The 15,251-nt window shown below is 29.3% G+C and carries 13 protein-coding genes, 1 tRNA gene and 2 pseudogenes; 3 read left to right on the top strand and 13 right to left on the bottom strand.

What is annotated here, in order from left to right; genetic code table 11:
* Position 1 precedes the first annotated feature (1 nt).
* Positions 2 to 89 (top strand) — tRNA-Ser (locus tag NZ579_07755).
* A 580-nt stretch (positions 90 to 669) separates the two neighbouring features.
* On the opposite strand, the pseudogene NZ579_07750 reads toward NZ579_07755, so the two are convergent.
* The 3 genes and pseudogenes from NZ579_07750 to NZ579_07740 all read right to left on the bottom strand — a co-directional run bounded on the left by NZ579_07750 (position 670) and on the right by NZ579_07740 (position 1,560).
* Positions 670 to 993: pseudogene (locus tag NZ579_07750) on the bottom strand (sigma-54 factor interaction domain-containing protein).
* Between the two features lie 69 nt (positions 994 to 1,062).
* Positions 1,063 to 1,320: a response regulator gene (locus tag NZ579_07745; protein ID MCS7299828.1), complete on the bottom strand. Its 258-nt coding sequence runs from the start codon at positions 1,318 to 1,320 to the stop codon at positions 1,063 to 1,065.
* A 150-nt stretch (positions 1,321 to 1,470) separates the two neighbouring features.
* Positions 1,471 to 1,560, bottom strand: a pseudogene (locus tag NZ579_07740) (sensor histidine kinase).
* Positions 1,561 to 1,995: 435 nt separating this feature from the next.
* On the opposite strand from NZ579_07740, the gene NZ579_07735 reads away from it, so the two are divergent.
* Entirely contained in the window at positions 1,996 to 3,843 is a 1,848-nt protein-coding gene (locus NZ579_07735) for an ATP-binding protein (GenBank protein MCS7299827.1), read from the top strand.
* Here the strand turns inward: NZ579_07735 and NZ579_07730 are convergent.
* The 3 genes from NZ579_07730 to NZ579_07720 are packed head-to-tail and all read right to left on the bottom strand — an operon-like array spanning position 3,832 to position 6,952.
* Positions 3,832 to 4,278: a TIGR00725 family protein gene (locus tag NZ579_07730; protein ID MCS7299826.1), complete on the bottom strand. Its 447-nt coding sequence runs from the start codon at positions 4,276 to 4,278 to the stop codon at positions 3,832 to 3,834. The two genes, NZ579_07735 and NZ579_07730, sit on opposite strands and share 12 nt — an antisense overlap.
* A complete protein-coding gene (locus NZ579_07725) occupies positions 4,275 to 6,620 on the bottom strand; it encodes an endonuclease MutS2 (protein MCS7299825.1) in 2,346 nt (781 codons plus the stop codon). Before NZ579_07725 ends, NZ579_07730 begins: the two co-directional genes overlap by 4 nt.
* Positions 6,617 to 6,952, bottom strand: coding sequence for a YtxH domain-containing protein (locus NZ579_07720; GenBank protein ID MCS7299824.1), 336 nt, complete (start codon positions 6,950 to 6,952; stop codon positions 6,617 to 6,619). Before NZ579_07720 ends, NZ579_07725 begins: the two co-directional genes overlap by 4 nt.
* Before the next feature lie 554 nt (positions 6,953 to 7,506).
* On the opposite strand from NZ579_07720, the gene NZ579_07715 reads away from it, so the two are divergent.
* Positions 7,507 to 7,974, top strand: coding sequence for a transposase (locus tag NZ579_07715; GenBank protein MCS7299823.1), 468 nt, complete (start codon positions 7,507 to 7,509; stop codon positions 7,972 to 7,974).
* Positions 7,975 to 8,615: 641 nt separating this feature from the next.
* Here NZ579_07715 and NZ579_07710 read toward each other — a convergent pair.
* The 7 genes from NZ579_07710 to NZ579_07680 all read right to left on the bottom strand — a co-directional run.
* Positions 8,616 to 9,449, bottom strand: coding sequence for a glycosyltransferase (locus NZ579_07710; GenBank protein ID MCS7299822.1), 834 nt, complete (start codon positions 9,447 to 9,449; stop codon positions 8,616 to 8,618).
* Positions 9,406 to 10,395: a glycosyltransferase family 2 protein gene (locus NZ579_07705; protein ID MCS7299821.1), complete on the bottom strand. Its 990-nt coding sequence runs from the start codon at positions 10,393 to 10,395 to the stop codon at positions 9,406 to 9,408. The genes NZ579_07710 and NZ579_07705 overlap by 44 nt, the downstream gene beginning before the upstream one ends.
* Entirely contained in the window at positions 10,392 to 11,132 is a 741-nt protein-coding gene (locus NZ579_07700; protein MCS7299820.1) for an ABC transporter ATP-binding protein, read from the bottom strand. Before NZ579_07700 ends, NZ579_07705 begins: the two co-directional genes overlap by 4 nt.
* Positions 11,132 to 11,917, bottom strand: coding sequence for an ABC transporter permease (locus NZ579_07695; GenBank protein ID MCS7299819.1), 786 nt, complete (start codon positions 11,915 to 11,917; stop codon positions 11,132 to 11,134). The genes NZ579_07700 and NZ579_07695 overlap by 1 nt, the downstream gene beginning before the upstream one ends.
* 4 nt (positions 11,918 to 11,921) lie before the next feature.
* The gene (locus NZ579_07690; GenBank protein ID MCS7299818.1) at positions 11,922 to 13,175 is read right to left on the bottom strand and encodes a glycosyl transferase; all 1,254 of its coding nucleotides are present in this window, start codon (positions 13,173 to 13,175) and stop codon (positions 11,922 to 11,924) included.
* The gene (locus tag NZ579_07685; GenBank protein MCS7299817.1) at positions 13,172 to 14,965 is read right to left on the bottom strand and encodes a glycosyltransferase; all 1,794 of its coding nucleotides are present in this window, start codon (positions 14,963 to 14,965) and stop codon (positions 13,172 to 13,174) included. The genes NZ579_07690 and NZ579_07685 overlap by 4 nt, the downstream gene beginning before the upstream one ends.
* A gap of 5 nt (positions 14,966 to 14,970) precedes the next feature.
* A partial coding sequence (locus tag NZ579_07680; GenBank protein ID MCS7299816.1) for a hypothetical protein occupies positions 14,971 to 15,251 on the bottom strand: 281 nt, incomplete at its 5' end.

Here is a 15,251-nt window from a genome sequence, read left to right as displayed (position 1 = left end):
TGGAGGGGTGGCCGAGTGGTTTAAGGCGGCGGTCTTGAAAACCGCTGTAGGGTTTTCCCCTACCGGGGGTTCGAATCCCTCCCCCTCCGTCTTAAATTATTCTCTTAATGATTAAGAATTTAAATTATTTGAATCAATTCCATAAAATTTCATTTTTTCCCATAATGCCTTGCGGCTTATCCCAAGTTTTTTTGCAGCCTCTGTTTTTTCATCCGCGTTCTTGAAGAGCCTTTATATCAGATTTTTTTCAAAGTTTTCAATGCATTCTTTAAGGGAAAAATTATTTATAAAGCATCCTCTCTGAAATGAAGAAATAAGAGAAAACTCTTCAGAAGATGTTTAATATCAATAACTCCATCTTTTGAAAGTAGCACAGCTCTCTCAATTGCATGTTTTAATTCTCTTACATTTCCAGAATAATCATAGGAAAGTAAAGCCTTATAAGCTGATGGAATAATAGCGATATTTTGTTTGTTATATTTTTCTTTTCTTTCTCTTAAAAAGGAACAACTATAGGTATTACGCTTATTCTATAAAAGAGAGCTTCTCTGAATTTTTTAACTTTTATTTATTCTTTAAGATTCTTACTTGTGGCATAAATATACCGGACATTAATCTTAATAGGTTCCTTACCTCCAAGACGATATATAATTCCATCTTTAATCACTCTTAATAGTTTTGCCTGAAGACTAAGAGTGGCATATCTCCAATCTCATCAAAAAATATAGTTCCTCCATTTGCTAGTTCAAATTTACCTTTTTTAGTTTCAGTAGCATCCGTAAAAGCACCTTTTTCATATCCAAAGAGTTAAGCTTCAAAAAGTGTTTCAGGAATTGCTGCACAGTTTATTTTTATATAGGGTTTTCCTCTTCTTAGGCTTTGTCTCTGAATGGCATTTGCAATAAGCTCTTTACGTGTTGCACTCTCACCCTGAATTAAAACAGGTACATCTGTTTTTACTATGGCTTCAATTTTATCAAATATTTCTTTCATTACAGGGCTTGTAGAAATCATTCCCTCATACTCTTCTTTTCTTTTAACAAGCTCGTTTAAATACCTTATTTATTTTTCAAGATTACGAAACTTTAAGAATTTCTCTATTGATAAAAGAAGTTCTTCATTTGTAAATGGTTTGGCAATATAATCAAAAGCACCTTTTCTTATTGCCTGAACAGCAGTTTTTACTTGAGCAAAAGCTGTTATAATTATAACCCCTGTTTGCGGAGAAATTGTTTTTATATGTTTAAGTAAAGTAAGTCCATCAACATCTGGAAGTTTAAAGTCAATAATTGCGATATCAAATGAATCTGAATCAAGAATTGATAAAGCTTTTGCTCCATCCTCGCAGGTGGTTATATCATAACTTTGGGTTTTTGAGAAAATGATTCATCCCAAGGTTCATTGCAGAATCGTCTTCAAAGTAGTACCTGATGAAGAAGTTTCAACAAAAATTCTTCCATTATATTGTTCTACAATAGACTTATTTACAGAAAGTCCCAAACCTGTTCCTTTTCCAACTGGTTTTGTTGTAAAAAATGGATCAAAAATTTTAGGTAATATCTCCTCAGATATACCAGGACCTGTATCAGTAAATGAAATATAACATTTTCCATCTTTCAAAAAGGTTTTCACAGTCAGTACTTTTTCTTTTCCTCCGTTGCCTAAATAGCATTAAGCATAGTATTTAAAAATACTTGCTCTATTTTATTTGAATCCACCATTATTTCAGGAATGTCAGGTGATATCGGTTAATTTTAAAATATTTTCTACAAGAGTATTAATAGAAACCCTTGAAATTACAAGCTCTGTATGTTTTGAAAAATCAAGAGGTTGTTTTATTATTTCGTGGTTCTTTAGCCTCATTATAGTTTAAGTTTTAATAGAGTTTAATAAATATTCTACAAATTTTTATAGAAATTCTCCGGTTTTTCTAATAGTAGGAACATACTTTATGGATAGTAAAAATTTTTGATTATGATTATAATTTTAAATAGGATGCCAAAATTTATAATTAGCATCAAATGGATTTTTGTGATAGTAATGCTGGTTCTTGTAACAGGCATATCAGCAAGTAACTATCTATTTTCCTATTATTTTTATAAAGATTTCTTTTTAAACCATATTGAAACTGTTGCTGATTTATTCCATAAGGAAACAGAAAATATAATAAAGCCTATTGAGGTATTTTTGTACAATATTGATAGTTTAGCATATTTTAAATTTTTAGATTTTAATGATGTTGAGAGGACAAACAGATTTTTAATGGATTTTATGAAAAAACATCCTTATGTTACTTCAATAAACTATGGAGACGAAAAGGGAAATGGTTATCTTATCCTAAATGATAGAGGTCAATGGAAAAATAGAATTAAAAAAGCTGAAGATAAAGGATATGTAATCTGGACCACATTAGATAGTGATGGAAAAATAATAAAAAAGATAAGAGTGAAAGACAACTATGATCCAAGAGAAACTGTATGGTATAAACAGGCATTAAACTCCCAAGATATTCAGTGGAGTAAAGAATATATATTCAGAACAACAAGAGACCCTGGAATTACAGCTTCTTTAGAGTTATGTAAAGACTCAAAAGAAGTTGTTGGTATTGATATAATGATTAAGGCTTTTTCTTTGATTCTCAATCAACAAAGAAGTTTTCTTCATCCACAGGCAAAGCTTTATTTATTGTCAGATGGAGAACATGTAATAGCCTATACTAACGAAATACAGACAGAACCAGATAAGATTTATACTCTTGATGAAACCAACTTTCCATTACTCTTTAAAGCATTAAATTCAAAAGAAACTGTGTTTACTTTCAACAATGAGAAATGGTTCGTAAATATTAAAAAATGGAGAAATAAAAATAGAGAGTACTCCCTTATAGTATTAATTCCACATAGTGTGCTAACAAGAAATCTTAACTTGCAAATTTTTTATCAGTCTTTTTTTTCTTTGTTACTTATAATGCTCGTCTTCATCTATATTTCCCAAAAATATATAAAGCCTTTATTAGAAGTTTCAAGACAAATAAGTGGACTCGGATTTAGAGAAATATATTTTGAAAAGTATGCTCAAAGAACAGACGAAATAGGATACTTAAGTAGAGCAATCTCAGAGGCTTCAGTACAAATATTGAAAGCTAAGGAAGTAGAAAGAAAAATGCAAGAATCCGCCCATTTTGAATCTGTAAAACGTTCTCTTGGTGAAGCAGTGCACAGATTTAAAGATATTATTAATATTATTCAAGGATTTGCAACCCTTGCTCAGCCAAAAGTCGCAGATGATTTCGTAAAAAATGCCTTACAACAGATAGTGAATGCTTCAAAAAAGGCATTATATCTTATAAAAGAAATCATAAACATTACTGGAGAAAGAATATATGAAATGAAAAAAGTTGATCTAAACTCAATAATTATCTCTATGAAAACAAAGATAGAATCACAGATTGAAGACTCTATAAAAATAGTTTATCAAATCTCTAAGAGTCCTATTTGGGTTAATCTTGACATTGAAGCCTTTAATGAAGTATTGACAAACTTACTACAAAATGCTAAGGATGCTATGCCAAAAGGTGGAGTAATAACAATAAAAACAGATTTAGTTGATTTTTTGGATAAACAATTTGCAGTTTTATATGTATCAGACACTGGTGTTGGTATGGATGAAGAAACAAGAAAAAAGATATTTGAGCCCTTTTTCACAACAAAAGGAGCAAAAGGAACAGGTCTTGGACTTTCCATTGTTTACAGAATTATACAAGATCACTCTGGATTTATTGATGTTCAAAGCGAACTTGGTAAGGGAACCACTTTTAAGATCTATTTACCATTAGTTAAATAAAGACATTACAATAGTTACTGCTTCTTCTGGTGAATGAGACTTTATTATGCCAGGTATATTCCATGTCTTTAATCCAACCACTTTTTTACCTGTTTTTAATGCTAAAGCTATCTCACTTAGTGTTCCATATCCTCCACCAATTGCAATAAGAGCATCAGAAGCTCTGACTATAAGAGAGTTTCTCATCTCTCCCATACCTGTGGGAATTGGAATTTTTACATATGGATTAGCATCTTCTTTTTTGTCTGTCGGTAGTATTCCTACAGTAACTCCTCCTTCAGAGTAAGCTCCTTTACATGCGGCTTCCATTACCCCTCCTAATCCCCCTGTAACAACGATAACATTTTCTTTTGCAAGAAGACGTCCCACTTTTTCTGCCAAGTCTAAAAGTTCTTTTTCTGCCTCACCTGCTCCTATTACTCCAATAATTTTCATAATATTTCAACCACTGTTACAGAGTCTCCCCCTTCATCGGGATTTCCCTTACGAAAGCTTTTTACTGCTGGATGGTCTTTTATATAGTCTCTTACAGCATCTCTTAGTATTCCCTTTCCTATTCCGTGTAATATTATGCCTTTGTAAGACTCACTAAGTGAAAGTTCATTTAAAAATCTTTCCACTAAGGGTATGGCTTCATCAACTCTCATTCCCCTAATATCAAGTCTTCTGGAGGACTCCTCCTTTTCATCTTTTTCAGAAGCTTTTTTATTTGTAAAGACTAAAGATTCAAACCTTTTATCATTAATATTAGATACTTTCTCAATCTCTCTTAATCCTGCCTCAATCTGCGCAGTGTCAGCTTGAATTCTTGCTCTATTATCTTCAATAGTTAATACCTTGCCTATAAGATTTAGATTTCTGATTTTAACAATGTCTCCTGGATTTATTTCTTCTTGTTTTTTAGTATCTTCAGAAATAAACTGTTTTGACATATCAGATATCTTTTGAGAGATCTCTTTTAGTCTTTTTCTATCTGCCCTTTTTGCTTCTTCATAAAGAAGATTAATTTCTCTTTTTAGTTTTGTTAGCATAAATTGAGCTTCCATTTTTGCTTCTTCAACTATTTTTTTCTTATTTTCAGAAGCTAAGGCTATTTCTCTTTCAAGTCTTTCCTTCTCAGTATTAATAAAAGCCTCAATTTTTTCAAGCTCTACAAGCTTTCTTTGATATTCCTCCTTAGTTTTTTCAAGCTCGTTAATAAGCTCATATATTTTTTTATCCTGAGTTCCTTTAAGTTCATATGCTCTCTTTATAAGCTTCTCTGGGAATCCATACTTTTGAGCAACTTCAAGGGCATAGGAAGGAGTAAGACTACCAATGCTTAACTTATAAAGCGGTGTCATGGTTTTTTCATCAAAAAGCATTGAGGCTATCTCTATATTCTGATGAGTAGCTGCAAATAACTTAACTTTACTTAGATGAGTTGTAGCAAAGGTAAGAACTCTCCTATTTTGTAGTTCTTCAAGTATTGCACAAGCTAAAGCAGAACCCTCTTCAGGGTCTGTATTTGTTCCTATTTCATCAAGAAGAACAAGGGTTTCTGAGTCAGCATTTTCAACTATTTTCTTAAGAGTTACGATGTGGGATGCAAAACTTGAAAGATGCTCTTCAATTGAGCCTTCATGATATAGGTCAACATATATATTTTTTACAAATGGAATTATTGAAGATGCACTTGCTGGAATTGGAAGTCCTGAAATAGCCATTGCTGTTAAGACTCCTATGGTTTTTATTGTTACAGTTTTACCTCCTGCATTAGGACCTGTGATAACAAGAACTTTTTTATCCTTAAGTTCAAGATTTAGAGGAACTACATTTTTTGAAAGTAATAAAATAGGATGTCTTGCATTTATTAGTTTGATAACTGTGTCTTTAGTTAGTTGAGGTGCTTCTGCACGAAACTTTTGAGAAAACCTATATATAGAAAGCATTTTATCAAGATACACAAGTAGTTCAAACTCTTTTTGAAGATTTTCGCTAATTTGATGAATATCAAAGGATATTTCCTTTAAAATCCTTATTTCTTCAACTCTTTGTTCAATTAATAGTTCTTCAAGTTTCTTAGAGAAAGCTGTTACCTCAGCAGGTTCAATAAATGCTGTCTCACCTGAACGAGAGATATCATGAACAATACCTGGAATCTGTCCCTTTGAGTCCATTCTCACAGGAATAACCCAACGGTTATTTCTTTTAGTAATAAATCTATCTTGAAGAAAAACAGCAACATTTGAACGATTAATTATTTCCTCCAGCTTTTGTTTTATTCTTTCTTCAGTTTGTCTTATCTGTTTTCTTATGTATTTTAGAGTCGTAGAGGCTGTATCAAGAATATTGCCTTCTTCATCAACTGTGTTTTCAAGTTTTTCAAGAATATAGGGTTGACCAATTGAGAAAGTAGTTTTGAGAATATCTTTTATTTTCTTCCTTAAGAAAGTAAAATTAAGAAGTTCATCCACATTTGAAGATACTCTGTCTAAGACTCTTAGAACCTTTAAAAACTGAGTTAATTCCTGAGGTTCAAAAAATACTCCTTCTTTTTTAGCCTTTTCAATTAAACCACTAATATCAGGAAAGGAAGATATTTGAAGATTTCCTCCGCTGTCAAAATATCTTTTTATCTCCTCAAACTCTTTAAGAGAATTCTCAGCTAAGGTAAAATCATCAAAAGGAAAAATATTTTTTATAACCCTTTTAGTAGCTTCTGATGCTGCAAACTCTTCTATTGAGCTTAATACTTTGTAAAAATCTAAATCTTCAAGGGCTTTCTTCTCAATCAATCAAACTTCTCCAGAAGCTTCTTCTTTTTTTCATCAATTATTTTTGAAATTTTTTCAATCTGATTTAAAATTTCTTTTTTAGTCTCAGAGCTTAGTTCCTGACCACGCTCTTTAATATCTTTAATTTTATCTTTTAGCATATCTGAAAGCTCTTCAATTTCCTCATAAAGCTCTTCTGCAACTTTCACAGTCTTTTTTCTGAGCTCTTTTGCCTTTCTTTTAATATCTCTTCTTGTTTCTTCTCCTGACTTTGGTGCATAAAGAAGTGCTATAGTTGCTCCAACTACTCCACCTATAAGAAATGCCACCAAAACCTTAATTTCCTGCCTCATCTTAAGCCTCCCTAGATATTTTATTTAATTTTAACACTTTTGTTTATTTTACCGATAGCTTGTGAAGTAAAAATTTTTTTCTGTGCTAAAAAATAAACTAATATGTTTTAAAATTATGTAAAATTCCATGACCTTTTTCAAGTAGAAATATATAGATTTTCCCATCCCAAATTTGAATCTCTCGGTTTATCAAACCCGCTAAACAGATAAATCTCTTGTTTTTTCTCCAGAAGATAATAAATCTTTAAAACTTCTTCATAACTAAGCATTCTCATGTTATTTTTATCTCATATCTTTTCCTACAAAATGATAAAAAGGGCCTTATTTGGTCATTCTTTTAACATTAAGAATTAGTTTTTAATAGCCAAAACAGAAAAACTCCATTTTACCTGAACTTTTAAGCTATCCAAGAAGTCTGTTATCTCTCTGTAAAAACCATTAATAAGTTGTTTTAAAACTTTCCTCAATAAGCTCTCTCAATTTCCTAAAAAATTCATTCTCATAAGAAAAGAATCCGCCTGTATCCTTCTACATTGGCTTTGAAGTATGCTAATGTGGCTGATATTGAAAAAGTTCTTCAAAGTGTTACAGCTGGTAGAAAACTCTCTTTTACTGCTTTGGATATTAAAAAATGGGCTAAGGAATCCATAAGTAATGTTTATGAGTCTGGAAAGTTTAAAGGTAAAAGTAGACTTTCTAAAAGAGAAAACAGGCATTTGAGAAGGGTTATATGGCTTATGAGCGTTTATGTTATAAGGCATAATGAATACTTCAGGGAATACTTTAACCGTAGAAGAGCTGAAGGTCTTGCATACAAGAAAGCTGTGCTTGCTGTGGCTTATAAACTCTTGAGAATTATCTATGCAATGCTTAAGAATAAAACTACTTTTAGCACTGTTCATAATCCTTTACCTTTTGTATGTAACGAGGTACATTATTCAATAGTTGACTCCCTACAGGAAGCTTGCATTTGTAATAGAAAGGGATTAAAATATTTATTTTGCTTACTGTCCAGAGCTTAAGGGATATTTATCCCAGGTTGATACCTAAGATGAGGCTATGAAAAACTTAAATACGCAATTGAACTTTATCTTGAAACAATCACTTCAGGAAAAAACTCCTAAAAAGAAAGAGATTCATAATGTTAAAATATGGTTTTAAGGTTGGCTAAGCAATAGAGGTTAACTAAATAAAAAGCTGAATCATTTAGTTTAAAAAGCTGGATTTTTTTAAGAAACAGAGGCAGTTATAGAATCTACATTAACGAAGAAGAAAAAAATAGTTAATTCCTTTCATTTAGGTAAAAAACTACATTCAAGAATTTTTTATGGAAGTATTATAGCAATAAAAAGTAATCAATACACATTAAAAAGATTATAAGATATCTTCATAGATGAGAAGTTAGTTTTGACTGGAATGAATTATGTATATAAGTGCAATTTGTCAGCAATAAAGTAATATAAAAATAATATAAAAATAGCTATATACAGGAGAATAAAATATTTTTTAATTGGAATATGGGGTGTATAAATCACTTGGGCATAATGTTTTTGGAATTATTCATGTAAAATCAAATAAGAAAGGTCAATAAAATTTAGAAATCTCATAATGTTAAAAAATGTCTTCAGTAATGAATAATTTTTTAAATGAACTTAAAGATGCATTAAAAGAACAAATTGTTCTTTAATATTTTCTTATTAGTTTCTTTTCTTTCTTTATCAAAAAACCATCCCCATTTATTAAAATATCGGATTGCATCAACTATATGATAAATAAGTAGTTTAAAGTTTTTATAAGAACCTCTACCCCATTCATGATAGATTTCACAGTAAGGATACAAAATAGTTTTGCTTGTGCTATGTATTCTTCTTGATAAATCAAGGTCATCACAGTAAAGAAAAAATCTTTCATCAAAAAGTCCGATTTTTTCTAAAATTTTAACTCTTAAAAACATAAAACATCCGGACAAAAAAGGAGCTTCTATAATTTTATCATAACCTGTAAATCTAAGCTCATAAACATTTTGTCTTTTTTCAACAATTTTTTTAAAAACTCCCCAATTCAAAAATCTTCTACTGAAAAGATCAAAAGGAGTTGGTAGTAGTTTGCAAAGATACTGTAACTTACCATTAGGATAAAGAACTTTTGGCATTACTAAACCTACTTCTTCATTTTCTTCCATAAATCTATACAGTTTTTCTAAAACTCCTTCATTAAAATAAATATCTGGATTCATTGCTAAATGATATTTTATGTTGTTTTCTAAGGATTTTTTTAAGGCTATATTATGGGCTTTACCATAACCCAAATTTTTTCTCGTATGAATATATAAAATTTTTTCACTCAGAGATTTTATTTCTCTTAATTTATCTCCTCTTGAATTATCTATTAAAAAAAGATGTTTAACCAAATTTGATTTTAGAACACTTTCAATTGCTTTTATAAGAATACTTTTATCTGTATGGTATAAAACTATTGAGACATTTAGGTCTTGCATATTTATCCCACAACACAGTGAGTGTGAAAATAAATCCGATATTTCTTATAATACCGTGTTTTAAGAAATTTCCTTTACAAATCTTTAAAGGCCTTGATAGAATTCCCCTGTTAAAGATTTCTAAATAGGAAAGAATAATATCCTTTTTTTCTTTTGGTAGCAAATTTTTATAAATCTCAAAAAATTCTTTTGCTTGTTCAACTGTTTTAAAAACAGAGATAAAAGCATCTTTTGGATTTTTAGCAAATCTCTTTAGAAAATAACTTAGTGAGTATTTTCTTGCTCCTATATCTTGAGATTCATGCTGTCTGTAAAAAACTAATGGTTTTTCTATATAATCTATCACTCCAAAAGCTGAAGCTAATAAAGCTAACCACCAGTCATGCATTATAGCTTTATTGGGTATTGTATTTACAAGGCCTTTTAAAGCCTTATTTATCATTACAGTGCATCCAGTTACATTGTTTTGAATAAGCAAATAGTTTAAATTTCTTTTTTGCGGAGTTGTTCTTTGATATTTCCATAAAGATTTAGCTAAAATATTTAAATTTTTATCTACTACAATTAGATCACTATGAATTAGTATAGGACTTTCTTTACCATAGATATTTTCAAGTTTAAGCATTTTTATCATATTTAACTCAATCTTGTCAGGTAACCATATATCATCTTGATCTGCAAACATAAAATAATCTCCCTCTGTTTCTTTAAGTAAAGTAAGAAAACTCTTACAGGCTCCTAAATTACCTAAGGTATCTTTTATTAGATAGACTTTTTGTGGTCTTTTCTTTTTAAATTCCTCTAAAATACTCAGAGTATTATCTTGGGAGTTATCATCTCTTACAAAAAGAATCCATTCTTTAAAGCTTTGATTTTCAAGTGATTTTAAAAATTCTGGTAAAAATTTTTCTCCATTATATGTTGAAAGAATAATATTAATCTTCATACGAGAGATTCTTTATAAAGCTTACATATATCTGCATGATTTCCTATGGCTTTTATTCTATGTTCGTCTATCCATATAGCTCTATCACATAGTTTTTCCACTTGATCTGGAACATGTGTTACTAATAAGATGGTGACAGAATTTTTCCTAAAACTCATTATTTTATCCATGCATTTTTTTTGAAAGTTTATATCTCCTACAGCTAAAACTTCATCTATAAGAAGAATATCTGGTTCAAGGTGTGCAACTACAGAAAAACCTAATCTTGCAACCATACCAGATGAGTAAGTTCTGAGAGGTTGATCTATAAACTCTCTGAGTTCAGAAAAATCAATAATTTGGTCCAGTTTCTTTAAAACTTCTTTTTTAGTCATTCCTAATAGGATTCCGTTTAAGATTATATTTTCTCTTCCTGTAAGTTCAGGATGAAAACCTGCGCCAAGCTCAAGAAGAGGTAAAACTCTTCCTTTAACAATAACTGTTCCACGGTCGGGTTTAATCACTCCGGCTATTAGTCCTAAAAGTGTGCTTTTTCCAGCTCCGTTTCTTCCTATAATTCCTAAACATTCACCTTTATAAACTTCAAAAGAGATATTCTCTAATGCAGTAAATCTTCTTTTTAAAGTTCCATATATAGCTTTGGGAATATTAAAAAGAAAAGTTTTAAAGCCTGCTTTAATATAGCCATAATGAGGATAAGTTTTTGTTACATTATCTAATACTATAACGGGTTCCATTACAATACTTCAGCAAATTTCCATGATAGTCTTTGAAACACATAAAAACCTAAAAGAAAAATTGCTATACCCCATCCAAGAGAGATTAAATAAAGTTCAAAATCTAGGTATCCTTTCATAAATATAAGATGCCAGTTTTCAATTATAGAATACATGGGGTTTAGAAGAAGATAACCCCTATATTCCTCTGGAATTAGTTTGGTTTCATAAATTATAGGAGTAAGATAAAATAATATATTTAAACCTATTTGAACAAACCTTTCAAGATCTCGAAAAAAAAGGTTGGCAGAGGAAACTAGAAGAGAAAATCCATAAGTGATAATGAATTGAGATATAACTACCAAAGGTATACCATAAAGCCAGTTTAAAGTTAGCGGAATTTCATAATAAAGAACGAAAACGAAAATTATAGGAAGAGAAACTATATAGTGAAAAGCATCGTTTAGCACATTGCTAAGAGGAATAAAGTAGCGAGGAAAGTTAATCTTTTTAATAAGAGAAGCATTTCCAATCAAGCTAACAGCTGATGAGGCAACTGAGTTAGCAAACCACTGCCAAGGAAAAAGTCCTGTGATAAGAAAGAGAGTAAAGTTTTCTATGGGAATTTTTAATATAATTTGAAAGGCAAAATAGAAAACTATAGCTAGTGAGAGAGGATGAAGCACTGACCATAGATAACCAAGGAAACTTGATTTATATTTGACTTTAATTTCTTTAAAAGTAAGAACATTTATTAAATTAATTTTGTATAAAAAATTAGATATATATTTTTTTTTTCTTTTCATAATTTTATTTATTATTTGAAAAAATTTCTTTTACTAACCCTTTTATTCCTTCCGTTTTTATGATGTATTTAATTTTATTATATAAATATTTTCTATAATTTTTGTCTCTTATACTTTTTTTACAACTTCTATAAATTCTTTTTATTATTATTTCTAAATCTTTTATAAAAGTAGTTTTAGTTTCTATTTCATTAGAAGCTTTCGATAAATAATTTTTTATTATATCTGGATGTTCTATATGCGCTCTCCATTTAAACCAGTTATAAAAACATTTACCATTAGGAATGACTTTAAATGGATCTGAATAAATTTCTTGTAAATCTCTGCGCATTCTATATATAATTCTATGGACTAACTGAATAGGCTCGCCGTTTTCAAAATTTTGATAATGAGCATAGGCAAAAGGTAGATTAGCAGCCTTATCGTCTTTTATTTGTAATTTATACCATTTAATAAGTTCCTTAACTGCTTCATTGTCTCCTGCATATTTTAAGACCATGATCTCATGTGCTTTGCTATCGAACCCTGTAAAATGATAAAACCCTAAAGGTTTATCATCGACAAAAAAACCTTTTTCAAAGTTGCCATAAAGTTTTCGCGTAGTTAAATTCCATGGAGCAACATTAAAACGTGGTGATCTTATAATTTTTATTTTTTCAAAAAAACAGGGAACGAGATTTATCCATTTTTGATCGACCCATAGACCTTTATTCAATTCTGCATAACAAAATCGATCTAATCTATCTGCCCACCAATGTGCAAATTTTTTACCTTCTGAATCATTTTTGACTCCTATGAATCCTAAATTAAAAATACCATAATTTAAACTACATATTTCATTATCAATAATTGCATCATGAATTGTTTCTGGTTCAGTTTGATGTGGCGTTAATAGAATACTGAATTCGTTAAAGTATTCTATTAAATCGTCTAAACGAGAAAATACTACTATATCTGGATCAAAATATAAAACGGCACTAGGATCATTTTGGAAAAGATGTAAGAAAACATATGGTTTTACAGCAGTACACATTTCCAGTAAAGAATATTTAAAAATCCAAGATTTGAAATTAGGTATGTTAAGATCTTGATAAAGAATAAAATCATCAAAAGGTTCTGATTTTAACTCAAACCATTCTGGAATTTTATCTATAACAAGATATAATTTAAATTCTGGATGGAATTTTTTAAGTGATTTAGCTAATACCCGCGCTTTTGGTAAATAATTTGCTGCTATGCTTGTAAAAATATAAATCATGATTTATTTTTATATAACTCATTAAAAAATTTTATCATAATTTGTAAAGCTATTTCAACATCAATGTCTGGTATAAGGCGACTGTTGGGATAATTTTGTAAATATTCAGCTTGTGCTCCTATATTGAAAGCTACTATAGGCAGGTTCATAGACATAAGTTCATGTACGACATATGAAAAGGTTTCAGGCCAAATGGAAGGAAAGAAAAAAATATTGACTCCGCTTTTTTCAATTATTTCTGGTAGTTTAGAGGAAGTATATTTACCTGTTATCGATAATATCGATGTGAATAATGGTGGATTTTTAATCTCTCCAATTATAGTTATTTTTATAGGAAGCTTTTTTTCTATTATTAAATTCACTAAATCTTTAATTATTTTTTCACCTTTAGCTGTATTATAAATTGTGCCTACTATACCTATATGTAATGAAGAGGTTGAGTTGATATTTGCCTTTCTTAAAGTTTCGATTTTATGAGGAATAATAGAAATTTTATTTAGATTTACTTCAGGATAAGCTTTTTTGAGTATTTCCTGAGATGATTTAGAAAAACAGATAATACTATCAGAAAATGTTAGAAATTCATACCACATTTCTCGCCATAGGAGGATATTATTGTAATTATAAAATTTTTTAAATTCACCGTTATGATGTTGCAGACATTTCACACATATATCTGTTTTAGGGATATTACAATATTCATTTTTATAATCTAGAAGATTATATGATGGACAAATGCAAAAATAATCATGAATTGCTAGCGATATTTTAATATTTTTATTGTTTTTCTTTAAAGTTAAAAGTTCGTGAATTATTATTAAAGGATCTTCAAATGAATAAAGATTATTTACAAAAATTTCTTTAATTTGTATATCTTTAAAAATATCTAATAAATTACAAGTTTCAAAATAGAATGTTTTACACTCATCATTGTTATACCAATTAACCCAATAAGACAGGGTTCTAAGATCATAAAATAGATGTAGAACTATTTTATTATGTTTTAATTCAGAAATAAGTTGTTTACTGTATTTATTTGCTCCTCCTCCTAGATTATGATCTATTATTAAAATCATTTCCTTATTTTGATTATTTTCTTTTAACAATTTTTTAAATAATTTCGTTTTATCATTTTTTCTAAACTTTATAAAAAATTTATATAAGAGATCTTTGATTTTGTTATAAATTTTTATATATAATTGTCTATAATTTTTTTGAATTAGATAAATTAAGCTTATTCTAATCCATTGATTAAATTTACATAAATTAAAATTCGAATGGTTTTTAACATCAATTATATCTGTAACATCAATAGCATAAACTGAATTATCATTACATTTAATTTGTAAATAAAATTTATCGGGAAAACTCATTTCCATATTAATATTAATTATAAAGCCAGAATATTTAGCCTCTATAATTTGATAACTTTCGAAAACATCCTCACGTGGCAAACCATACTCTAAGATTGATTTATATTCTCTATTCTTTTTTTTGCATAAAAATATTATATTATCAATTTTTTTTGTCTTATGAAAGATCCAACCCCATCCATAAATTCTTTTTTTCTTTAGAATTAAACTATCTATATTGTACATTAGTTCTTCATTAATTAAAGAATCAAACCATTCATTTGGTTTTCTTCCTTCTTTCAAACCATGCATCACAAAGTGTTCTAACGGGTCTACATCTGCATTTCTTACATCGGGATTTTGTCTCAGATAGTAAACAGAATCAAATAGGCCTGAAAATTTAATTATCCAATAATCTTTCTTAAACTTGCCTCTCATAATTTTTAACCCTTTAAATTTTTAATTTTCTTCTTAACCATCTCATTAGGTCGTGTAATTCGCCAGCTCTTACTAAGATATACTTTTATCAATTCATTTTCTGTTTGAGATAGCTTTGAAGCGAGTTCTTCTTTTTCATTTACTGTTTTTATCAATTCATTTTCTGTTTGAGATAGCTTTGAAGCGAGTTCTTCTTTTTCATTTACTGTTTTTATCAATTCATTTTCTGTTTGAGATAGCTTTGAAGCGAGTTCTTCTTTTTCATTTACTGTTTTTATCAATTCAT

The sequence above is a fragment of the Spirochaetota bacterium genome (assembly GCA_025061835.1).
Lineage (GTDB): Bacteria > Spirochaetota > Brevinematia > DTOW01 > DTOW01 > SKYB106.
This window is presented reverse-complemented; position numbering and strand designations above follow the sequence as displayed.